The organism is Lysinibacillus sp. C5.1 (assembly GCF_016350185.1).
Classification (GTDB): Bacteria; Bacillota; Bacilli; order Bacillales_A; family Planococcaceae; genus Lysinibacillus; species Lysinibacillus sphaericus.
Genome location: NZ_CP066226.1, coordinates 4,345,903 through 4,368,290, shown reverse-complemented (window position 1 = coordinate 4,368,290; position 22,388 = coordinate 4,345,903). Strand labels below are relative to the sequence as shown.

General features: G+C 37.6%; 25 protein-coding genes and 2 other annotated features. Of the genes, 19 read left to right on the top strand and 6 right to left on the bottom strand.

Going from position 1 to position 22,388, the window contains the following annotated elements:
• Positions 1-45 precede the first annotated feature (45 nt).
• Genes I5435_RS21440 through I5435_RS21430 form a run of 3 tightly spaced genes read left to right on the top strand, consistent with a single transcriptional unit; the run spans position 46 to position 1,698 of the window.
• Positions 46-621: a hypothetical protein gene (locus tag I5435_RS21440; RefSeq protein WP_229387945.1), complete on the top strand. Its 576-nt coding sequence runs from the start codon at positions 46-48 to the stop codon at positions 619-621.
• A complete protein-coding gene (locus I5435_RS21435) occupies positions 614-916 on the top strand; it encodes a hypothetical protein (RefSeq protein ID WP_108030792.1) in 303 nt (100 codons plus the stop codon). Before I5435_RS21440 ends, I5435_RS21435 begins: the two co-directional genes overlap by 8 nt.
• A 14-nt stretch (positions 917-930) precedes the next feature.
• Positions 931-1,698 carry a V-type ATP synthase subunit I domain-containing protein gene (locus I5435_RS21430; RefSeq protein ID WP_337982939.1) on the top strand — a complete coding sequence of 256 codons (768 nt, stop codon included), beginning with the start codon at positions 931-933 and terminating at the stop codon, positions 1,696-1,698.
• A gap of 254 nt (positions 1,699-1,952) precedes the next feature.
• Here the strand turns inward: I5435_RS21430 and rpmG are convergent, their stop codons facing one another.
• The gene (gene rpmG, locus I5435_RS21425) at positions 1,953-2,102 is read right to left on the bottom strand and encodes a 50S ribosomal protein L33 (protein WP_004231780.1); all 150 of its coding nucleotides are present in this window, start codon (positions 2,100-2,102) and stop codon (positions 1,953-1,955) included.
• A gap of 174 nt (positions 2,103-2,276) precedes the next feature.
• On the opposite strand from rpmG, the gene I5435_RS21420 reads away from it, so the two are divergent.
• Entirely contained in the window at positions 2,277-3,470 is a 1,194-nt protein-coding gene (locus I5435_RS21420) for a GTP-binding protein (protein WP_024364607.1), read from the top strand.
• 465 nt (positions 3,471-3,935) lie between these two features.
• On the opposite strand, the gene I5435_RS21415 is transcribed toward I5435_RS21420, so the two are convergent.
• Both I5435_RS21415 and I5435_RS21410 read right to left on the bottom strand, forming a co-directional pair.
• Positions 3,936-4,478, bottom strand: a complete 543-nt coding sequence (locus tag I5435_RS21415; protein ID WP_337982938.1) for an isoprenylcysteine carboxyl methyltransferase family protein — start codon at positions 4,476-4,478, stop codon at positions 3,936-3,938.
• 1 nt (position 4,479) lies between these two features.
• The gene (locus tag I5435_RS21410) at positions 4,480-5,562 is read right to left on the bottom strand and encodes a type III polyketide synthase (protein WP_229387939.1); all 1,083 of its coding nucleotides are present in this window, start codon (positions 5,560-5,562) and stop codon (positions 4,480-4,482) included.
• A gap of 382 nt (positions 5,563-5,944) precedes the next feature.
• Between I5435_RS21410 and rsgA the strand changes: the two genes are divergently transcribed.
• From rsgA to metG, 4 genes are all read left to right on the top strand, one after another.
• The gene (rsgA, locus tag I5435_RS21405; protein ID WP_337982937.1) at positions 5,945-7,015 is read left to right on the top strand and encodes a ribosome small subunit-dependent GTPase A; all 1,071 of its coding nucleotides are present in this window, start codon (positions 5,945-5,947) and stop codon (positions 7,013-7,015) included.
• Positions 7,016-7,085: 70 nt separating this feature from the next.
• Positions 7,086-7,511 (top strand): FosM family fosfomycin resistance protein, encoded by a 426-nt coding sequence (gene fosM / locus I5435_RS21400; RefSeq protein ID WP_024364603.1) that lies wholly within the window; start codon positions 7,086-7,088, stop codon positions 7,509-7,511.
• 15 nt (positions 7,512-7,526) lie between these two features.
• Positions 7,527-8,180, top strand: coding sequence for an HAD hydrolase-like protein (locus I5435_RS21395; RefSeq protein ID WP_108030797.1), 654 nt, complete (start codon positions 7,527-7,529; stop codon positions 8,178-8,180).
• Positions 8,181-8,273: 93 nt separating this feature from the next.
• Positions 8,274-8,534 (top strand) — a binding site (T-box leader).
• 146 nt (positions 8,535-8,680) lie between these two features.
• Entirely contained in the window at positions 8,681-10,315 is a 1,635-nt protein-coding gene (gene metG / locus I5435_RS21390; protein ID WP_024364601.1) for a methionine--tRNA ligase, read from the top strand.
• Between the two features lie 199 nt (positions 10,316-10,514).
• On the opposite strand, the gene I5435_RS21385 is transcribed toward metG, so the two are convergent.
• Positions 10,515-12,086 carry a 2-isopropylmalate synthase gene (locus I5435_RS21385; protein WP_337982936.1) on the bottom strand — a complete coding sequence of 524 codons (1,572 nt, stop codon included), beginning with the start codon at positions 12,084-12,086 and terminating at the stop codon, positions 10,515-10,517.
• Between the two features lie 64 nt (positions 12,087-12,150).
• Positions 12,151-12,433, bottom strand: a binding site (T-box leader).
• Positions 12,434-12,632: 199 nt separating this feature from the next.
• Here I5435_RS21385 and I5435_RS21380 point away from each other — a divergent pair.
• Complete coding sequence (locus I5435_RS21380; RefSeq protein WP_337982935.1) at positions 12,633-13,388, top strand: HAD-IIB family hydrolase; 756 nt, start codon at positions 12,633-12,635, stop codon at positions 13,386-13,388.
• 85 nt (positions 13,389-13,473) lie between these two features.
• Here I5435_RS21380 and I5435_RS21375 read toward each other — a convergent pair whose 3' ends face one another.
• Positions 13,474-15,168 carry a methyl-accepting chemotaxis protein gene (locus I5435_RS21375; protein ID WP_337982934.1) on the bottom strand — a complete coding sequence of 565 codons (1,695 nt, stop codon included), beginning with the start codon at positions 15,166-15,168 and terminating at the stop codon, positions 13,474-13,476.
• A gap of 318 nt (positions 15,169-15,486) precedes the next feature.
• On the opposite strand from I5435_RS21375, the gene I5435_RS21370 reads away from it, so the two are divergent.
• The 6 genes from I5435_RS21370 (at position 15,487) to I5435_RS21345 (ending at position 19,326) form a co-directional block, all read left to right on the top strand.
• Positions 15,487-15,981 carry a DUF1648 domain-containing protein gene (locus I5435_RS21370; RefSeq protein WP_108030800.1) on the top strand — a complete coding sequence of 165 codons (495 nt, stop codon included), beginning with the start codon at positions 15,487-15,489 and terminating at the stop codon, positions 15,979-15,981.
• Between the two features lie 101 nt (positions 15,982-16,082).
• Positions 16,083-16,487: a GNAT family N-acetyltransferase gene (locus tag I5435_RS21365; RefSeq protein ID WP_108030801.1), complete on the top strand. Its 405-nt coding sequence runs from the start codon at positions 16,083-16,085 to the stop codon at positions 16,485-16,487.
• A gap of 556 nt (positions 16,488-17,043) precedes the next feature.
• Positions 17,044-17,478: a DUF1801 domain-containing protein gene (locus I5435_RS21360; protein WP_024364595.1), complete on the top strand. Its 435-nt coding sequence runs from the start codon at positions 17,044-17,046 to the stop codon at positions 17,476-17,478.
• Entirely contained in the window at positions 17,475-17,852 is a 378-nt protein-coding gene (locus I5435_RS21355; protein WP_024364594.1) for a VOC family protein, read from the top strand. The genes I5435_RS21360 and I5435_RS21355 overlap by 4 nt, the downstream gene beginning before the upstream one ends.
• An 18-nt stretch (positions 17,853-17,870) precedes the next feature.
• Positions 17,871-18,323 (top strand): nucleoside deaminase, encoded by a 453-nt coding sequence (locus I5435_RS21350; RefSeq protein WP_024364593.1) that lies wholly within the window; start codon positions 17,871-17,873, stop codon positions 18,321-18,323.
• A 22-nt stretch (positions 18,324-18,345) separates the two neighbouring features.
• Positions 18,346-19,326 (top strand): GNAT family N-acetyltransferase, encoded by a 981-nt coding sequence (locus I5435_RS21345; protein ID WP_025220754.1) that lies wholly within the window; start codon positions 18,346-18,348, stop codon positions 19,324-19,326.
• Between the two features lie 66 nt (positions 19,327-19,392).
• Here the strand turns inward: I5435_RS21345 and I5435_RS21340 are convergent, their stop codons facing one another.
• On the bottom strand, positions 19,393-19,830 hold the full coding sequence (locus I5435_RS21340) for an RrF2 family transcriptional regulator (protein WP_024364591.1): 438 nt from the start codon (positions 19,828-19,830) through the stop codon (positions 19,393-19,395).
• A 193-nt stretch (positions 19,831-20,023) separates the two neighbouring features.
• Here I5435_RS21340 and hmpA point away from each other — a divergent pair, with 193 nt between their 5' ends.
• The 4 genes from hmpA (at position 20,024) to I5435_RS21320 (ending at position 22,344) form a co-directional block, all read left to right on the top strand.
• Entirely contained in the window at positions 20,024-21,190 is a 1,167-nt protein-coding gene (gene hmpA, locus I5435_RS21335) for an NO-inducible flavohemoprotein (RefSeq protein ID WP_337982933.1), read from the top strand.
• Positions 21,191-21,388: 198 nt separating this feature from the next.
• Positions 21,389-21,649, top strand: a complete 261-nt coding sequence (locus I5435_RS21330; RefSeq protein ID WP_024364589.1) for a metal-sensitive transcriptional regulator — start codon at positions 21,389-21,391, stop codon at positions 21,647-21,649.
• 44 nt (positions 21,650-21,693) lie between these two features.
• Positions 21,694-22,035, top strand: a complete 342-nt coding sequence (locus tag I5435_RS21325) for a rhodanese-like domain-containing protein (protein WP_024364588.1) — start codon at positions 21,694-21,696, stop codon at positions 22,033-22,035.
• A 12-nt stretch (positions 22,036-22,047) separates the two neighbouring features.
• Positions 22,048-22,344: a rhodanese-like domain-containing protein gene (locus I5435_RS21320; RefSeq protein ID WP_024364587.1), complete on the top strand. Its 297-nt coding sequence runs from the start codon at positions 22,048-22,050 to the stop codon at positions 22,342-22,344.
• The last annotated feature ends 44 nt before the right edge of the window (positions 22,345-22,388 follow it).

Sequence of the window (22,388 nt, the reverse complement as noted above, 5' to 3'; positions counted from 1 at the left end):
TTTTTTATTTTGGTTACTTATTATATAGGCAAGGGGGCCCTAATTATGAGTATTCATCATGAGTCTGTGCAAGAAAAAATAAGGATGCTGAAAGAACAAACAACATTATATGTCGATGAAATGAAAAGACTGGTGAAAGAGCTCGACCAGAAAAAGGAAGTAAGTAGCGTTAGTTATTTCACAACGTCACTTAATATTTCATATGATGCTGATCAAGAAAGCCTATGTCTTGGCTCTTATCATATTCGCAATATCGGTAATCAACCACTAACAAATCCGTATATTTGTATAAAGCTGCCTGATGATTCTCCTTTTTCATTTTCAGGAAGGTATGTTTATGAGCATTTTAATCAAAATTTAAAAGTTTCCGGTAGCTGGGAACGAATACATGATACTTCTAATAAAACAGAATTTTGGCTTAAACCAATAGGGAAACCAACAATTGAGCCAAATGAGACGATTTCATTTACTAATTTCCAAATTAAATGGTCCCATCATTTATCCTATGCAGGTACAATAACGGGATTTACATATTGTGATGAGCTACAAGACGGTGTCTTAGTAATAAATCCTATTAATCTTAATGGAATGAGCAGTGTAAAGGAGGGGCAAGATGAGTGAATTAGAGGAACAAAAATTAGAGGTAGGGCTTGAGCAAATCGTACGTCAATATATGAAGGATCGGCTGATAAATGTCTCAGACTTTAAACAGGAGGAAGATAATAGTTTTGCTTTTCTAGAAAAAAACACGTTGCAACTATTGCTTGCCTCCTTGCTATCCGGGGACAAGAGAGTACTAGTAGAGAATGGCAATGGGCAATTTGAATTGAGTATTGTAAAGCAGCTAGATGAAATGATTGAGGAAACGAAAGTGCAGTTTGAGGAAGTAATGGATCTTTTGAAAAAGCTATCGTGATAGGAGGTACTAACGTGGATAATCAAAGCGTTAAAAATAACGATCCTATACAGCTACAGCAAATGATTATTTTTTTAAGAGCAGAGCTTGCGAAATATAAAAATGAAATAAATCGACTTAGAGATAGCGATTATTATTCACTCGTACTAAGACTAGAGCGAGAAAATGTCCGACTGACAAGACAAAATAAAGAACTTTCAATGGATCGTATGAAGTTAAAGAGAACGTTTGAAAGGGAGTCAAAGACCTATGAAGAAGATAGACAAAAAAGAGAGATACAACGACAAAAACATATTGCCTCGATAGACCTACTGTTAAAAAAAATAGAGCGCTTACGTACAGAAAATAAACAGTTACAGTATACAAGGAAGCAGACCCATCAGGATATAGCAGTAGGTGATAAGCGTGCTATAGAGAATCTCGAAATACAGTTAAGTACATTTACGAAAGAAATCAATGCAAAAGTGAATTCGATAATGGATACTTTACAGCAAGATGACACAACTAATGTCTATGATTATTTAGTTAAAGAACTAGCAGAGAGAAACGATGAAATCCATAGATTGTCCATAGAGTTAATGGAAATAAAAAATAAAAAAACAAGTGCGGAAGCCGTATCGAATGAAAAAACCCTATCCGAGTTAAACGCTAAGATTGAAAAAATAATAGCTCAATCGATTGATTTTGAAGAGCAGCTAGAAAAGAAAGTACGTATACTGGATGACTTAGAGCAACAATTAAACCAGCTCGTTATAGAAATCAATGCCAATCAATCGATGTAAAATAAGTACTGGCATCATTTAAGCGGTATGTGGAATCAGGATGGATGTATCCTCTTATGTAAAATCAAAAAATATAGGGGCTCACTAGTAGTTGATTATGGAGGACATAGAAGTGCTACTCAAAATGCTCAAATGGAAGCCGCAACTAACGAGAACTAGTGAGTTGCGGCTTATCGTGTGCCTGCGTACGAACATCATGGCACAGCCTGAAGCTATTTTTTTCTATAAATGTTACGCAAAATTTAGCGCTGTTATTATTTTGTTTCTCGGTGTAATGTAACACGCTTCAAACGGGGTGAATATTTTTTTAATTCCAGTCTTTCAGGATTATTTCGTTTGTTTTTAGTTGTAATGTAATTTTTATCGCCTGTTTCAGTGCAGGCTAAAGTAACTTGAACACGCATATTATCGACTCCTTTTAAATCGTAATTATTACGCTTTAGATAATATATTGTTTACATACTAATGTCAATGTTTTGCGTTATAAAAAGTTATGCATTGCATTTTTATATTTTTTATGATTAAATTACAAACTATAAATAGTAATCATTACGATTTAGAATGATGGAGGTTATAAAATGACAAATAAAATTCCAGTGACTGTATTAAGTGGTTATTTAGGTTCGGGTAAAACGACGATAATGAATCATGTGTTACAAAATGAAAAAAACATGCGTGTAGCTGTTATTGTCAATGATATGAGTGAAATTAATATTGATGCAGAGTTGATTGCAAATGGTAGCGGTATTTCTCGGACAGAGGAAAAATTCGTAGAGCTTTCCAATGGCTGTATTTGTTGCACACTACGTGAGGATTTACTACAAGAAGTAGAGCGTCTCGCAAAGTTAGGGAATATTGATTATATTTTAATTGAGTCGACAGGTATTAGTGAACCAATACCAGTTGCACAAACCTTTAGTTATTTAGACGAGGAGCTCGGTATTGATTTAACGAAGTTCTGCAAACTCGATACAATGGTAACTGTAGTCGATGCTAATCGTTTTTGGCATGATTTTCAGTCAGGTGAAAGTCTATTGGAACGTAAGGAAGCAGTTGGTGAATTAGATGAACGCGATGTAGCAGATTTATTAATTGACCAGATTGAATTCTGTGATGTTTTAGTGCTGAACAAGTGTGATCTCGTAACAGAAGAAGAGCTTGAAAGACTAGAACGTATTTTGCGAGCACTACAACCTGAGGCAAAGCTTATTCGTACCGTTAATGGGGTAATAGAGCCAAGCGAAATTTTAAATACAGGAAGATTCGATTTTGAGAGAGTATCAGAATCGGCAGGCTGGTTAAAAGAGCTAGAACTTGGTCATGAAAATCATACACCGGAGACAGAAGAGTACGGTATTGCTTCATTCACTTATAAGCGTAAAATCCCTTTCCATCCAATGCGCTTTGTAGAGTGGTGTGATAACATGCCAGAATCAATTGTCCGTGCCAAAGGTATTATTTGGAGTGCGAGGCATCAAGATGTGGCATTATTACTGTCACAAGCAGGTTCGTCTGCGAAAATTGAACCTGTTTCTTATTGGGTAGCAGCTTTACCTACAGCACAGCAACAGGATGTCTTTTTACAAAGCCCAGAGGTATTGGACGATTGGGATGAAGAATTCGGTGACCGTATGACACAGTTAGTCATTATAGGAATAGACTTAGATCAAGAAGAAATTACAAAAGAGCTTGATGCATGCCTTTTGACAACGAATGAGTTTGCGGAGCCTTGGGAACAGCTAGAGGACCCTTTTAATTGGGAGTGGAGTTAAAGAGGCTAAATAGTGGGTTGCCTGTTCAGCTTACTTTTAATGATAGGAGTTAACGAGCTATAAGGTTTAATCAAAGTGAAGGGTTGCTCGACGCCTATGGAATAGCAATAGACTTAAGCCACCCCTGCAAAAAAGCGAGCAATCGGTCACGGCAACCAACTTCACTTTGAATGTTGCAGTGCATACCTCAGGCTAGCAGTTTCAAACTTTGAGATTGTAGTGAAGGGTTGCTCGACTCCTGCGGGAACAGCGTGAGCCTTAAGCCACCGCACGTAGCGAAGTTGAGGAGGAGACTTAAGCCACGCCCGCAAAAAAGCGAGCAACCCGTAACGGCAATCAACTTGCACATAGAAAATAACTAGGAGACTCGGCGCTTGCCTATGAAAAGCGCAGTGTTCGGGCTCGCTGGATTTAGTAATAATGCATGGAATTTAAATTACTGTAGGAGAAACTGGATCTACCACATTACTTTTGTGGTAGATCCTTTTTAAATACATGATTATAGTCAGTCGCATCTCGTAATGCCTGTTCTTCTATTGGGATTCTTACTGATAGCATTGTAATGTTTAAGAGTGTAAAGCAAAATGCTGTAAAATAAGCTTGAAACATAATAGGCAACAGCAGAATTTCTAAACTAACAACGGCATAATTAGGGTGACGCATAAATGTATAGGGTCCCTTTCTGACAACTTCTGCACCTGGTAAAATTAAAATTTTCGTATTCCAAAAAGGTCCTAATGACCGGATACACCATATACGTAAAGCTTGCACTAAGAGGAATAATAAGAAAAGTAACGGAAATAAGGGCGATGGTCCAAAATTATTGGAAACAACTTCAACAATCAAAAATAGAAAAAAACTAACATGCATGGCAACCATATAGGAATAATGTGATTCACCTACTTCATAGGCACCTTTTGCAAGCATCCATTTTTCATGGCGTTTGGCTATAAAAACCTCTGTTAATCTTTGTAGAATTACAAGAATTAAAATAAAGTAAAATAGCATACTACTCCCTCCATTTAAGTAATACAGCTTCCGCACAGAATCCAGGGCCGAGGGCGACAAGCAACCCAATATCATCTATCTGCCCTTCGTTTAACATAAATTGTTCGAGTACATATAATACGGTAGGCGAGGACATATTACCGTGATTGCGTAATATTTCCCGAGAAATGTCGGTTTTTTGTTGAGAAAGATAGAGCGCATCCTCATAGGCTTTTAACACCTTTTTCCCTCCAGGATGTGCAATAAAATGATCGAGCTGTTCGCTGAAAAGGTGTTGTTCGACTAAAAATTGTTCAATGAAAGGACCTAGCCAATTCGTAATAATCGCTGGAATACTTTTTTGGAAAACGACATGAAGCCCGTTATTTTTTATATTCCAGCCCATCACATTTTCTGAATCAGGCATCCACTTCGAGCCAGTTGTAACAATCGAAGGAACTGCTTTCTTCGTCTGTATTGCTGCATCGTCTCCGCAAACAAGTATGCAAGCTGCACCATCTGCGAATAAGGATGCACCGATTAAATTACTTTTTGAAAAATCGTTTTGTTGAAAGGTTAAGCTACAAAGTTCAACACATACAACAAGCACCTTTGCTTGAGGATGTGCTTTGCAATAATCATAGGCACGACTTATGCCAGCTGCTCCACCTGCACAACCTAACCCCCATAGAGGAATACGTTTTAATCGATCTGAAAAAGGTAGTTGATTCATAATTCTAGCATCGATGCTTGGTGTAGAGATGCCCGTACTACTTACGAAAATAATGGCATCTATTTCGTTAGGAGAAATCGGTGCTTCTAAAAATGATTCATTTTGTAAACAAGCTTGAATGACCTCAACGCTATATTGCGTTGCTAACGCTATATACAGATTGTTTCGCTCTTCGAAAGTATGCTCATTGCGGTGCCATTCGGCTGGTACACAGAAATGGCGAGTCTGAATGCCACCATTATCGAATACTTTTAAATAACGCTCTAATTTGGGGATTTTTTCGTAAAATAGTTCTTTTGTTAATGCCTCTGCATTCGCTTGCTGCAATGTGTAAGGTGGTTGATATGTACTTATCGAAATAATTTTTGACAATTCAACATCTCCTTCGTAAATAGGGGTCTTGTACATTATATGCAGATAGGAAGGGCATACATGCTTCATATAGATCAATTTGACAATTTTGAAAAAATTAGATATATTGGAAACATCTAAATTGGAAGTAGGTGATGTGACATGATGAATAGAGCCGTTTTTAACGAACTGCATTTCGGTTTGTTCAATTTCACACGCCTAAAATATACAATTTGACCTTGCTTTGTAGCGTGAAATACTACGATGTGGCAATGGCTATTTGTGTATTCCCTTAAACGTGCCTGTGAAACTTTGTAACTGCCGAAATGCAGTTGCAAAGTTTTTTTATGTTTGTAACGCATTAAGAGGCGTAATGGATAGACACATTTAGGAGGAATAACAATTGAATTTAACAACTTTTGGTTTTTCAACATATTTTCAAGAGCAATACACTGCATTTAAAGAGCAAACAAAGTTAGCAAATTGCGTACCTGCAAGGGTTGCTTTGGAGCATAAACATTCATACCGTGTGTTAGCTGAAGATGGAGAATGGTTAGCGACCATCGCTGGCCATTTTGCGTATACATCGCTCGCGAGAGAAGACTATCCAGCAGTTGGAGATTGGGTACTAGTGGAGAAGATGGCAGGAGAAGAAAAAGCAATTATTCATAAATTATTTACCCGCAAGTCCGTTTTTTCTCGCAAGGTTGCAGGACTAGAAATTAAAGAACAAATTGTCGCGTCAAATGTGGATATCGTTCTTCTTGTCATGAGTTTAAATGCCGATTTTAATATTCGCCGTTTAGAACGCTATTTAGTAGCCGCTTGGGATTCAGGGGCTAAGCCGGTAGTTGTACTGACCAAGGCCGATTTATGTGAGGATATACCGAGCATGGTACGTGAGGTTGAGCAAGTCGCATTTGGAGTAGATATTTTTGTTACTAGTGCCCGTTCAGGTGAAGGGATAGAAGCTATTCGCATGCTCTTTACGGACGGGGTGACGGGTGCACTGCTCGGTTCATCGGGTGCGGGAAAATCTACTTTAATGAATGCATTAAATGGAGAAGAGCTTATGAAAGTTTCAGCTATACGGGAAGATGATGCGAAAGGTCGCCATACAACAACACATCGGGAATTAATTGTACTGCCGAGTGGCGGTTGCTTAATTGATACGCCAGGGATGCGTGAATTGCAATTATGGGATCAAAGTGAAAGTCTATCTTCTAGTTTCCGTGATATTGAAGAATTTGCGACAGCATGTCGTTACAGGGATTGCACCCACCATAAAGAGCCGCATTGCGCCGTACAGCAAGCCATTTTAGATGGAACGCTTGAACCATCACGCTTACAAAGCTATTTTAAATTGCAAAAAGAACTTGCTTTTATTGAGCGGAAAACGAATGTGCAAGCAAAACTGAATGAGCAACGCAAATGGAAGCAAAATGCGAAAGGGTTAAAGAAGGGAAAGAAATAGTCGAGAAACGTTAAGGAGCAACTTCGCAATGACTGCGGAGTTGCTATCTAATTGTTTGAGGAGATGTATTATGGCTATACAAACTATTAATCATTTTTTATTTTCTGTTTCAGATCTAGCGCAATCTATAGCATTTTACCAAAATATTTTTGATGCGAAGCTTTTGGTGAAAGGGAGAAGCACAGCCTATTTTGATGTAAATGGGCTATGGCTTGCGTTAAATGAGGAAGCGGATATTCCACGTAACGAAATTCACCAATCCTATACACATATTGCTTTCTCTATCGATGCAAAAGATTTCGATACGATCTATGAAAAGCTTGTACATTATAAAGTCAATATTTTAGAGGGTAGGGTAAGAGATGAGCAAGATAAACAATCTATCTATTTCACTGATCCCGATGGTCATAAATTTGAATTCCATACAGGTACTTTGCAGGATCGCTTAGCTTACTATAAAAAAGAAAAACCGCATATGGAGTTTTTCAATGATTAAAAAAGGAGTGGTAATATGAAAAAAGCAATTATTTTTGATATGGATGGCACATTATTTCAAACAAATCTTATTTTAGAGCCGGCTCTTTCTGCGACATTCGATGTGCTACGTACAAAGGGATTATGGCAGGGGGAGACACCCATTGCCCAATATCGTGAAATTATGGGGGTTACATTGCCTGTTGTATGGGAAACATTATGCCCTATGCACACATTAGAGGTGCGTGAAGCTAGTAATGTTTTATTTCATGAAAAGCTTATCGAGCTAATACGAAACGGCAAAGGCGCATTGTATCCAAATGCAGAGCAAACACTCGCTACTTTAGCAAACGACTATCATTTATACATAGCGAGCAACGGACAAAAAGAGTACTTGCAAGCAATTGTTGAAACATATAAGCTGAACCGTTTTATAGAAGGAACATATAGTATTCAATCTATTCCAAGTGGTCATAAATCTGATTTAGTAAGAAGTGTAATCGAAGCAAACGCCATTCAAGCTGGCACTGTTGTCGGAGATCGTTCGTCGGATATCCAAGCAGCACGAGATAATCAGCTATTTTCAATTGGTGTACGCTTTGATTTTGCTCAAGAATCCGAGTTACAAAAGGCACATATTGTGATAGATAATCTACAGGAAATACCATCTGCACTAGCGACTATTTTATAAAAATGTATCATTGTTCTTCATCCATCTATAGCAAGCTCGTAATGTTTACGTTGCATTCCATAAGGGGAAAGAGTAAAATAGTGCCAAACTATAATAAAAGCGTTGAGAAGGAAAAGTAAATTGGACAAGCATTTAATAGAGAGCCTCTGTTGGTGGAAATGAGGTAAATGAACCCTTTTGAAAATGACCTTTGAGCTTCGTACCGAAAGCTTTTTGCGAGTAGATTACGACGAGGTGGGCACTCGTTACAACAGCGGCAGTATCTCTTATATAAATGCAAGACGTACTGATTAAGGCAAATAGTGTAAGCTATTTGTAAATATAGGTGGTAACACGGGTATACTCGTCCTAATCAGTCATGATTAGGGCGTTTTTTTTATCTTCAAAAAGCGTTAGCTATTAAAAATTAGGAGAAAATTCTAATAAGGGACGAATGAAGATAGGAAAAACATGTTATCCGCATAACAAGAAATTTGGAAGATTGAGGGGAGTAACTTAAGATGACAATTGTAATTGGAGGAGCGTGGCCTTACGCGAATGGTTCATTGCATTTAGGGCATATCGCTGCATTATTACCAGGTGATATTTTGGCTAGATATTACCGACAAAAAGGTGAGCAAGTATTGTATGTTTCAGGAAGTGATTGTAATGGTACGCCGATTTCAATTCGAGCTGCACAGGAAAATACGACGACAGAAGCAATCGCAAACCATTATCATAACGAATTTACACAATGTTTTCATGACTTAGGATTTACGTATGATTTGTATACAAGAACGGATGCAAAGCACCACCATGATGCGGTACAGTCTATTTTTTTACAACTGCTAGCAAATAATTATTTATACAAAAAGAAGATTGAACAGGCCTATTGTGAAACGGATAAGCAGTTTTTACCTGATCGCTTTGTAGAAGGTATTTGTCCAAATTGCGGAGCGAAGGCACGTGGAGATCAATGTGATAATTGTTCACAAATTTTAGATCCACTCGAATTAATCGATAAGCGTTGCAAAATTTGTGGCAATGAGCCTGTTATCCGAGAAACAGAACATTTTTATTTTACTTTTAGTCAATTTCAAGGAAGACTTGAAACGTTTTTAGCTGAAGCCAAAGCAGATAAACGCTGGCGAGACAATGCACTAGGCTTAACTGAACGTTACTTAGCGGAAGGCGTACCAGATCGTGCTGTTACCCGTGATTTACCGAACGGAGTTGACGTACCTGTTCCAGGCTTTGAAGGAAAGAAAGTTTATGTGTGGATTGAAGCGGTAGCAGGATATTTAACAGCTAGTATGGAATGGGCAAAACAACACAATAGAGCACTTGAAGATTTGTGGAATGAAGAAACCATTGCTTACTATGTGCATGGCAAAGATAATATTCCATTCCATACAGTTATTTGGCCAGCGATTTTGATGGGGATTGGGGCAAAAGCATTGCCAACACATATTGTCTCAAATGAATATTTAACATTGGAAAAACGAAAATTATCTACGAGTCAAAATTGGGCCGTGTGGGTGCCATATATTTTAAGTCGCTATGATGCAGATTCGATACGATATTTTTTAACAATGAATGCGCCGGAAAACCGAGATACTGATTTTTCTTGGCGAGAATTTATTTATAGTCACAATGGAGAATTGCTAGGAGCTTACGGCAACTTTGTCAATCGCACGTTGAAGTTTATTGAGAAGTCATTTGATGGTCAAGTGCCTCAGGTGGATGTCGATGGGTCTGTAAGGAAACAAACGATTCAATTGTTTAGTGATGTCGGTGTGGCGATTGAAGCGGGGCATTTTAAACAAGCGTTAGAGGGGGTTTTTGCATATATTCGCGCAGCCAACCGCTATTTTGACGAACAGCAACCATGGTTACAAGTAAAGGACAATTTGGAAGATTGCCATCAAACGCTCGCAACATGTGTTTATATGATTGCAAATTTAGGTCAAGTACTACAGCCATTTTTACCGTTCTCTACAGAGAAAATTCGGAATATGTTAGGCATAACCGAATTGCTGTGGCATGAGCAAGTAGAGCTACCTAAAAGCATTACCGAAGTAACACCGTTATTTGAACGGCTTGATGTAGGGCTAATTGAAGAAGAATACCAAAAGTTAGTTAATGACAGTCAATAAAATTGTTTAAGTGACTGGAATTGTATGAGTGCCTGGCACTGTACTTTCCGCGGGCACACGAGAAGCCGCCATATCCTCGCTAATGCGCGGTTATGGCGGCTTATGTTCTGTGCGGATTCCACTGAAGTCTCCACGGATTTTTCTTTAAAACTTATGTGAATTGTATGAGAATTGTATGAGTGCCTGACACCTAAACAATTTAGTTCGTAACGGTTGTTAGGTTCGCTACAACAATGCTGTTGATAGCATTGATATAAGCCATTGCACTTGCTTTTAAAATATCTGTATCTGCCGCTTTTGCAATATATTTCGCGCCTTCGTGTTCAATTGTAATTTTTACTTTACCAAGCGCTTCTTTACCACGAGATACGCTGTTAATATTATATTCCACAAGTTTTACATCTATTTGTACAATATCTGCAATGGCAGAATACAAGGCGTCAATCGGGCCTGAACCGACTGCACTAGCTTTTAATACTTCGCCACCTTTGCGAATTTTTACACTAGCAGAAGGGAAGCTTGCATTGCTGACGACTTGTAAATCGACAATGTCAAAAAATTGCTCACTATAATGAGTCGCATTGGCATGATTTGCGTCATGCTTTTCATAATAACTTTCTACAATGACATATAAGTCGTGGTCGTAAACTTCTTTTTTAGCATCAGCTAATTTTAGGAAGCCGTCAAAGATACCTTCAAATTCTTCATTCGATAGATTTGAAAAGCCTAACTTCTCCAGTGCATTTTTTACTGCATGGCGCCCTGAACGAGCCGTTAAAACAAGTTCCATATCATCCAGACCTACATCTTCGGGATGGACAATTTCATAGGCATCGCGAGATTTAAGCAAACCATCTTGATGAATACCTGAAGAATGGGCAAATGCATTGTCTCCAGTAATGGCTTTGTTCACTTGTACATCTAAGCCCATAAAGCTAGAAACAAGGCGTGATGTGTTCATAATTTCTTTTGTGTTAATGCGCGTAGTAGCATTGTAGATAGAACTGCGTGTTTTCAATGCCATGACAACTTCTTCGAGTGCGGCATTTCCTGCACGTTCCCCGATACCATTGATGGTACATTCGACTTTGTCTGCCCCGTTTTTAATAGCAGCAAGTGTGTTAGCTGTTGCCATTCCAAGGTCATTGTGACAGTGTACACTTAGTAAAACACTGTCATTTAGATTTTTCATGCGGTCATTCAGCTTGTAAATCATAGCGCCAAATTCCTCAGGTTCAGCAAATCCAACAGTGTCCGGCACGTTAATCATCGTTGCGCCAGCCTTCATCACTGCCTCAATCGTTTTCCATAGGTATTCAAAATCTGAGCGAGAAGCATCCTCTGTTGAATACTGCACTTGTGGTAAAAGTGTTTTTGCATATTTCACAGCATCTACGCCAATTTGTAATATTTGATCTTTCGATTTACTGAATTTCTTTTCAACATGGATATCAGAAGTGCCAAGTACCATATGAATCATTGGATTTTCAGCATATTTTACAGCGTTGTATACCGAATCAATATCAGCCTGTACTGCTCGTGCTAAAGCTGTAATCATAATGTCATTCGTATTGCCGACCTTTTGTGCGACAGCTTTTACAGCATCAAAGTCACCTTGTGATGAAGCAGGGAAACCAGCTTCGATAATATCGACGCCTAATTTTTTGAGTTGCTGTGCAATCTCTACTTTTTCGTATAAGTTTAGTTTTGCCCCTGGCACTTGCTCGCCATCACGTAAAGTTGTATCAAACACCCAAATTTTTCTTCCCATTTTCAAACACTCCTTTTGTTGTAATTAATAAAAAAAATAAAAAAAACCCGCCTCTATATCAAAATATAGAGACGAGTTATTGCTCGCGGTACCACTCTAATTGACCTTTTCTTTCAAGAAAAAGTCCCCTTATCGACAGCTATCACTGTCTATCCCAATAACGGTGGAAACCGACATCCCTTACGTTGAAACCAGCATTTAACTTACTAAGCATCGTATGCCTTATTCGATGAGGTTCAGGGAGTAGCTCATGGATGAGTTCAAAATGTGTGTCTACCGATTTTCACCAACCACCGGCTCTCTACAAGTACACGAGCATTTCTACTACTTCCAATCTTTGCTTACAATGTGTTGTTGAGAGTTATAATACGTGGATATTTTCAGTATGTCAACAATATTCTAAAAATTATTTGTTTTCTGTTTTAAAGATAAAATGTACTAATAGGTTTTGAATCAGCGGATTTTCACACGCTATTTTTAACAAATAAAGGTATATTTTATGAGATAATATGGGGGATTTTATATACATCGAAAGTAGGTAAAACAATGAACTTTGTATTTGATTTAGATGGCACGATTTGTTTTAAAGGTCAGCCTTTGAGTGCTGGTATTATAGCTGCATTAGAGAGTTGTCTACAGAATGGACATGAAGTAATTTTTGCCTCTGCTCGACCGATTCGAGATTTGTTACCAATATTGCCCGAGTCGATGCATCAATTTTCGATGGTTGGAGGTAATGGAGCATTTGTTGCAGTCAATGGGGCCATAAAAGAGATAGTAGCATTCGAGGGACAAATTGTTGAAGACATTAAGCATATTATAACGGCTTATCAATTAGCTTATTTAGTGGACGGTGAATGGGATTATGCCTTTACAGGTAGTGAGACACATCCAATCTATCAAAATTTAGATCCACTCAAGCTAGCAAAGCAAGTGACATTGCAAGAGCTAAAGGACATCGTGAAAATTGTATTATTCCCTGGTGCACATCACTTAGAAATATTAACGCAGCTACAAAAGCTACCGATTTCGATATATGAACATGCATCCGAAAACATAATAGATATAAGCCCAAGCGGAATTAATAAGTGGACCGGCTTGGAGAAATTAGGCGTAGAACAAAATCAGTTTATCGCCTTTGGCAATGATGCAAATGATGCATCCATGTTTGCAAAAGCATTAGACAGTGTTTGTGTTGGAGCGCATAAGGTAAGCCAACTTGCAACATTACAAGTGCCAAGTGAAGAAACAGCAGTAATTGAAATGATCCAACGGTTAAATTGTTTGAGTGCCAGTCACTGAATAGGACACAAAAAAGCCGCAACAAACGGCGCGACAGCGACAGTTGCGGCTTATTGTGTGGGTGCCAGTCACCCACACAATTTTGCTATTGAACTTTAAATTTGGAAACTTGTGATTGTAATTCTTCTGCCATTGTCGATAAAGTAGCGGCAGAAGCTGCAACCTCTTCGATTGTTGCGAGTTGTTCTTCTGAAGCAGAAGCAACATTTTGCAAGTTCGAAGATGACGTTTGGGCAATTGTTGCAATGTCATCAAAGGATGCGTAAATTTGTTCAGCACTTGAGGACATTTCCTCTGAAACAGTTGTTGCTTCTTGTATTTGTTTGGAAACTTGCTCAATAAGGTCAACGATTTTTGAAAAGCCTTCCTCTGCCACTTTAACAACCTTCATCCCAACTTGAACTTCTTGTGTACCAGTATCCATCACAGTGACAGCACGATTTGTTTCCTGTTGAATTTCAGAAATTAAACCAGCAATCTGTTCAGCAGAGTTCTTCGATTGCTCAGCTAATTTTTTTACTTCATCAGCAACAACTGCAAAGCCGCGACCATGATCGCCAGCTCGAGCTGCTTCAATAGCAGCATTCAACGCTAGTAAATTAGTTTGCTCAGCGATATCAGTAATAATGCTAATGATATTGCCAATTTCTACAGAATGATTTCCTAGTTTTTTGACAACAGTAGCAGACTCCAAGACAGCTGTATTAATTGTATCCATTTGAGAAATAACACGCTGAAGCGAATCATTCCCTTTGTTTGCCTCAGTATTGGTTTCTATAGCCAATTCAGAAACAGCAGCAGTTGTCGATGCTAGTTGTTGAATGCCATTCGTCATGTTTTTCATAGCTTGCGAGCTTTCAGTTGCATTTTTTCCTTGGGCTTCAGAGCCGCTTGCCACTTCTTGCATAGCGGAAGTAATTTGTTCAGTCGCTTGAATAGTTTGATCTGCGCTAGCTGTTAATTCAGCCGCAGAGGCACTTACTTGCATCGTATTTTGACTGACATTGGTAATCAAGTTCTTTAAATTTTGAGCCATTTGATTAAAGGCTAATGCTAAATCACCAACTTCATCACGATTTTTAATGCGAATTTGCTCAGCCGTTAAATCACCTTCAGCAATTTTTTGTGCAGCCTTTGCCATACCTTTAATAGGACGAGAAATAATTGTTCCCATAATCATTGCAATTATCAGACTAATAAGTACGGCAAATATGCCAAGCAAAATCATTTGCATCTTAATGCCATCAATCTCATTGGAAGTAGCAGTTATTTTGGCTTCTACAGCTTCACTTTGGTAATTGGCAAGGTTTTCAACGCGCTCATCAAATTGTTTTAAAATAAGACGTCCTTGTGTGCTATCTAATTTTTCATATTGTTCGGTTTCACCAGCATCTTTTAATGAAAACATTCGATCGGCAAATTGCTGAACATTTTGCTCACTTTTATTGACGGCTTCTAACAGTTCAATTGATTTTTTGGACTCTAGTGTAGCCATTAAACTATCTGATTTTGTTTTAAATTCTTCACGAGCGGATTTATTACCTTCACGATTTTGTTTATCGCCAAGTAGAAGGTATCCACGCATACTAACTATTTCTTGTTTTGCAAGTACTCTTAGTTCTTGTATACTAATAGACTTTTTAGTTTGTTCTTCGAGTAAATCTTGATAAGTGCCATTTACAGAATTAAGCTGTTTAAAATTTAGCGCAATCGTACCTATTAAAACTAATATAACTATAAAAAAACCGAGAATTAATTTTTTATAAATCGTAAATCGCATGTTTGAAAAGTCCTTTCCTAGTAATTTTAGTAGAAATGTTACAAAAAGGTGAAATATGTATATATACCATTTATATCAGATTATATGGATTTTAAAAAGCAATATGAGTTTATTCATAGTAAAAAATATGAAATAAAGAGGGAATTAAGTTATAGATTATACTACTTAAAGCGGAGATTTATGTATTATTTTGTGTCAGTAGTGAATGAAAATACAGTGAATGGTATTAAGCTGTAATGTTTTTCATATAAATAATTGAAACTAAAAAGTTGAAACAACCGTATACATACTATAAACGTTAACCAAGGATGTGGGACAATGTATCGACCAATCTTAACATTACCAAAAACAAAGTATGAAAAATGTTTGGACGTTATTGGTAGCGGGTTATTTACTGTATCCATCCTATTTATTATTTTACAATGGGGTAATTTACCAGAAGAAATACCTGCACATTTTAATGCTAAGGGCGAGGTTGACCGATGGGGTTCGAAAATAGAAGTATTAATTTTACCAGGTATCGGAATTTTTATGTGGATATTTTTAGGGCTTCTCGAGAAAGCGCCACATATGCATAATTATCCAGCCCGATTAAATGAGCGCAACGTTGAGGCATTTTATTTAAATAGTCGTAAATTATGCAATGAAGTAAAAAACTTTTGTTTAATTTTATTTGCAATCATTTCTTGTGAAATAGTACTTGTTGCATTAGGAAAGATCGAAGGATTAGGCTGGTGGTTCTTGCCAGTGGTGCTAATTGGTACAGGTATCCCGATTTTGAAAGGTCTAATTGCTTCTTCAAAGATTAATTAAATAGTGCACGGATTAATTATAAATATGGGAGGTAATAGCTTGTTACTGTTCTATTGATTTTTTGCAGCTATCTAATAGTAAAAATATTAGGAGTTGAGAAAATGATTTATAAGAATTCACTCAAAGGTATATCTGCAAATATGTTAAATGGTTTTTTTGTAGACTGGCCGAATCCACCTAATCCCCAAACACATTTACGATTGTTGGAGAATAGCAGCAAAATAGTTTTGGCGATTGATGAGGATACAAATGAAGTAATAGGATTTATTACGGCGATAAGTGATGGTGTATTATCTGCCTATGTTCCATTATTGGAAGTATTACCTCAATACAAAAATAAAGGTATAGGTAAGGAATTAGTAAGTCGAATGCTAAAAGAATTGGATGAGATTTATATGATTGATTTATGCTGTGATGATGACCTTGTACCTTACTATGAAAAATTTGGGATGAAGAAAACAAACGGCATGGTTTATAGGAACTATGCAATGCAAGCAGGAAGATAAGAAAAGAAAGAACAAAGCGCTTGGAGAATTGATCCAAGCGTTTTTTTGTATATATTTTGGACAATTGAAGTTAATTTAAATACTTTGTGATAAATTTAGGGTAAATTAAGACTTATGTCATTGGTTGATACATTTTTATTGTTAGCATTAAAACAGCAAGTAGCTAATGTGTAAGCGACTATGAATGTATGGTCCCTTTATTACGCGCTATACTGATAGAAAATCCAAATGATGTTGCTGTTTAAGACGCGAAAACGTCAGGATATCAAAAAGATTGGGCACGATACATTTAGAGTGCGAAAAAACAAGAGTCACAGCTAGCTCGTTTAGCGGAGATGCATGAAATCACAAGGGCTAGTTTTATACGAAAGAACACAACCGGAAGGCAAAGGGTTGAGCATAAGGTTCTCGGGGTAAAAGCTATATGCTGTAAAACTTTTGTCGATTGTTGTAGCAATGACACTGTCACTATTGCCAACTAATAATCTTCATACTACTATTAAGGAATATTTTTAATTCATTCTAGAAGCAAAATATTGAAAAGTGGGGGAATTTCATGCATGCATATATCGAACAAGTAGATGAAAAATGGCGAGATAGCTTTGCAAAGCTTGCGGACGTAGTAGCAACGAATATTCCTGATGGCTTTGAACAAACAATGACTTACGACATGATTAGTTATGTAGTGCCGTTATCGTCATATCCTAAAGGTTATCATGTAACACCTAATACACCACTACCATTTATTAGCTTAGCAGCGCAAAAGCGACATATAGCAGTTTACCATATGGGTATTTATGCAGATAATGCTTTATTATCTTGGTTTCAAGAGGAGTATGCAAAGCGTGTACCAACTAAGCTAAATATGGGGAAAAGCTGTATTCGTTTTACGAGTACAAAAAATATTCCATATGATTTAATTGGAGAACTTGTTTCCAAAATGACCCCTGCACAATGGGTTAATAGATATGAGGGAGAGTTGAATATATGAAAAGTGCTACTACATTTTTAATGTTCCAAGGACAAGCGCATGAAGCTATTTTGCAATATAAGCAATGGTTCCCAGAGTTAACAATTGAAAACTTGACTTATGTGGAGGACACACAACAGGTTGCAATGGCTGAAATCGATTTAAAAGGTCTGAAAATTATGATGAATGACAGTTCAATCAAGCATGCTTTTTCCTTTACCCCTGCAATTTCCATCTTTTTGACGTGTGAGACGATAGAAGAAATCGAAAGTTTAGTTGCACAAATAGTGGATGGTGGACAAGCGTTAATGCCCTTAAATAACTATGGGTTCTCTAAGCAGTTTGCTTGGATTCAGGATCGTTTCGGTGTATCGTGGCAACTTACGTATAATTAAATATCAGGGGGAGTATATATGAATCAATGGATGGAGCGAGCAGTAGAGCTTGCTCTTCAAAATATAGCACAAGGCGGTCAGCCATTTGGAGCTGTCTTGGTAAAGGGCGATGAAATCATTGGGGAAGGTGTCAATGAACTGCATTTGCGACCGGATAGTACAGGTCATGCTGAGCTACTTGCCTTAAGACGTGCACAAGAAAAACTCGGTTCTATCGATTTGCGAGGCACGGTTATGTATGCAAGTGGGGCACCTTGTCCGATGTGCTTCGGTGCAATGGCAATGGCGGGTGTCGACAAGGCTTATTATGCTAATTCACTAGCTGATGCAATGGCAGTTGGTTTAAGTCGCTCAAGTGAGGTTTATGCAGATTTGCAGAAAATTAATGAAGAGCGTGTGTTTCGCATGATTCATATGCCAGTAGAGGATATAGCAAAAAGTCCAATGCATGTTTGGCATAGTAAAACCTAAATACGTAAAAGGAGAAAAGAATATGGCAGTAACTTTAGTAAAGCATGACATAAAATATGCTGAAGCAATGCATGCATTGTCTTCAATGCCACAGGTTCGGGATGCGCTTGGGTTACCTGCTGGGAAAGTGGAAGATACCATTAATTTTATCAAACGTGAATGTGTAGACGAGGAAGAAGGAAAGACTGTTCCTCGTGTTGTGCTAAATGAGGAAGGTCGACTCATTGGTGTCACAGCATTGATGTTTATAGACCATATAAATAAGTGTTGTCACATAGGGTCATGGCTAGGATATGAGTTTTGGGGAAAAGGCTACAATGAGGAAGCGAAAAAGGCCATTTTAGAAATTGCTTTTTTTGATTTAGGGCTTGAACGCGTTTTCGCAGGAGCTAGAAAGATCAATATTCGCTCACAAAAGGCACAGGAAAAATTGCCTTTTATTCGTCTAGGTGTAGAAAAAGAGTTTCCGCAGGAACATTCTTGGTTAGAAGTAAAGGAAAAGCAACCTTGCGTATTAAACGTTTTTGAACGTGTGGATTTTGTACGTTATTATACAACAATAGAAAAAGTGGAAGGTAGCCGTGAAAGTTACTTACCATATTTATTACTAGCGGATGAAAGTGAAATGACCGTTCGCCAATATATGAATGATGGTGAACTTTACACCATTAAATGCGGTGAAAAATTGGCAGGTACAGCCTTGCTTATTCCACAGTCTGATGCAACAATTGAGTTGAAAAATATAGCGGTTGTGGAAGCATTTCAGGGCAAAGGCATTGGGAAGGAAGCTTTGAACAAAATTTTTGCCCTTTGTAAAGGACAAGGATATGAAAATATTTTAGTAGGCACAGCAAATTCTAGTATTGACAATATTGCGTTTTATCAAAAATCAGGCTTCAGGATGGATACCATCGAAAAGAATTTTTTCAGTAAGTATCCTGAACCCATTTATGAAAATGGCATACGAGCATTAGATATGATTGTCTTTTCAAAAGCATTATAACAGGCAATGTCTAGAATAAGGCTGTAATAAAGAAATACCCGACCAACAATTGTTGAGCGGGTATTTTTATTTACCAAATAACAAGGCCATTAACTTTTCTTTGGAGTGTAAAAAATCGTCAAGAGAATAGCGATCAAGGACAGCCATATATGCTTGTAATGCCTCATAGAGGACACCTTTTAACTGGCATTCAGGTGCAATTTTACACAAGTTGTTTTCTTTGTCGAAACACTCAACAAGATGAAAATCTTCTTCTGTATGGCGTACAATTTCACCAATCGTAATGGACTTTGGATCGATTGCTAAACGGATACCGCCACCTCGACCGCGAATCGTTTCGATGTAACCAAGCAGTCCTAATTGGTGTGTCACCTTCATTAAATGGTTTTTTGATATATTATAGGCATCTGAAATTTCTTGAATGGTTGATAGTTGACCGTCTTCCTTCGCACCTAGATAAATGAGTGTTCGAAGGGAGTAATCTGTGTATAAAGTTAATCGCATTGGAACACCCTACTTTCTGTAATTCACTTCAATAATTATAGCATTTTTACCTTAAATTATTGTAAATCAGTACTTTTTTAAAACATGTATTTCAAATACATCAAATTTGTCTATTTTGTTAAAGATGTATTTTATATATTGCTTTAATGAATTGTAAGCGTTATATTGTAATCACGAAAGGATGGTATGCGATATGTTAAAACAAGAAACAGTACAAATTATTAAAGCAACAGTGCCCGTATTAGAAGTTCATGGGGTAGAAATTACTAAGACGTTTTATAAAAATATGTTTCAAGCTCATCCAGAATTATTGAATATTTTTAACCACACAAACCAAGAAAAAGGCCGTCAACAAACCGCATTAGCAAATACCGTGTATGCAGCAGCAGTTCATATTGAAAATTTAGAAGCGATTTTACCAGCCGTTATGTTAATTGCTCATAAACATCGTAGTTTAGGAATTTTACCAGAGCATTACCCGATTGTAGGGGAACATCTACTAAAAGCAATTAAAGAAGTGCTTGGTGACGCGGCAACAGATGATATTATCAACGCATGGGCTGAAGCATATGGCGTTATTGCGGATGTTTTCATTCAGGTAGAAGAAGATCTTTATCAAAAAGCTGAAAATAATGGTGGATGGCGTTTGTTTAAACCACTGAAAGTAGCTAAAAAAGAAGTTGAAAGTGACCTTGTTACTTCTATTTACTTTGTGAATGAAGATGGATCGCCACTTCCGGCATATGAACCAGGGCAATATATTAGCATTCGTGTCAAAGTACCAGGGGAAGAATATTTATTAAACCGCCAATATACACTTTCACAAGCGAGTGCTGAGGATGGCTACCGTATTTCAGTAAAACGTGAAAGCGATCATACACCAAATGGTAAAGTATCTAACTTTATTCACGATGTGTTACAAGTTGGAGATTTAGTAGATGTAAGTGTGCCAGCAGGTTTATTTGTATTAGAAGAAACTGCAGCTCCAATTACATTTGTTAGTGGAGGAATCGGCGTAACACCATTAAACAGTATGCTACAATCTTTAAAGGATGATGCAGTGAATGAAGTGCATTTTATCCAATGTGCACGTAATGAAAAAGTAGTAGCATTTAGTGATGACATAAAAGCTAAAGTAAATACTCTTCCGAATGCATCCTACACAGCCCTTTATTCGGATGAGGATAAGTTATTGACGAAAGAACTATTGGCTGAACAGATTCCACATAATACGGACGTTTATATCTGTGGTCCTGTTGGTTTTATGGAGGCAGTTATTAAAAATCTCCATGAAATTGGTATTAAAGATGAAAAAATTCACTATGAATTCTTTGGACCTGCCATGCAATTAGCAAACTAAAATTATAATGAACTCTGTTATAAGCTGCATTTTACGCACTTGTAACAGAGTTTTTTTTATGTCATGCGTTATGAAATCTATATGTAAAGCGCTTTAAGAAAAAAATAGATCTTTCATGTTGACATTATACCTAATGGGGTATATTATAAAACACGTAAGCAAGATGAATCACTTAATTCGAAGGGAGGCGTACACATAATGGCGTACGATGCTAAAACAGCAAATCGTGTAAAACGAATGGAAGGCCAATTGCGTGGGATTTTACGCATGATGGAAGAAGAACAAAGCTGTAAAGATGTGATTACACAGCTATCTGCCGTGCGTTCTGCAGTTGATCGGACGATAGGTGTTATTGTCAGTGAGAACTTGCTGAATTGTGTTGCGACTGCTGATGGGGATTCAGAGAAAATGAATAGTGCCATCCAAGAAGCGATGGATTTGGTCGTAAAAAGTAGATAAATTTATTATACCCTTTATAGTATATAGATAGGAGGTAGTGATACTTGGAAGCATGGATTATGATCGCTATTGTAATTGGGTTTTTAGTTTGGCGTATGAAGCCAGCAAAAGGAGTGCAGTCCATATCAACAGCTCAATTAAAAAATGTGCTGAATGATAAAGATAAAGTATTCATCGATGTGCGAACGCCAGCTGAATACAAAGGTCGCAACATCCCGCAATTCAAAAATATTCCGTTAGGCTCTAGCTTTGATAAAATACCGAAGGATAAAGAAGTTGTCGTTATTTGTCAGAGTGGTATGCGTAGTAGTCAGGCGTGTAAGCAATTGAAAAAACTAGGATATGAGCGCGTAACAAATGTCCGTGGTGGCATGAGCGCCTATTAGGAGGAAACTATTGTGAAGGAAATTTCAGCAAAAGAAGTACAACAAGCTTTAGCAGATGGACAGATGTTAAAAATAATCGACGTTCGTGAAGTGGACGAAGTGCAGGCTGGACATATTCCTGGAATGATGAATATGCCACTTGGCTTACTTGAGTTTCGCATGCACGAGTTAAATAAAAATGAACCATATATTATCGTTTGTCGATCAGGTGCTCGCAGTGGTCGTGCTACACAATTTTTAGAAAGCCAAGGCTTTGATGTAACAAATATGGTTGGTGGCATGCTTGCATGGGAAGGCGAAGTACAGTAATAGTCTATAGTGAGGGTATACCCTATTCTATATTTTTTTAGCAA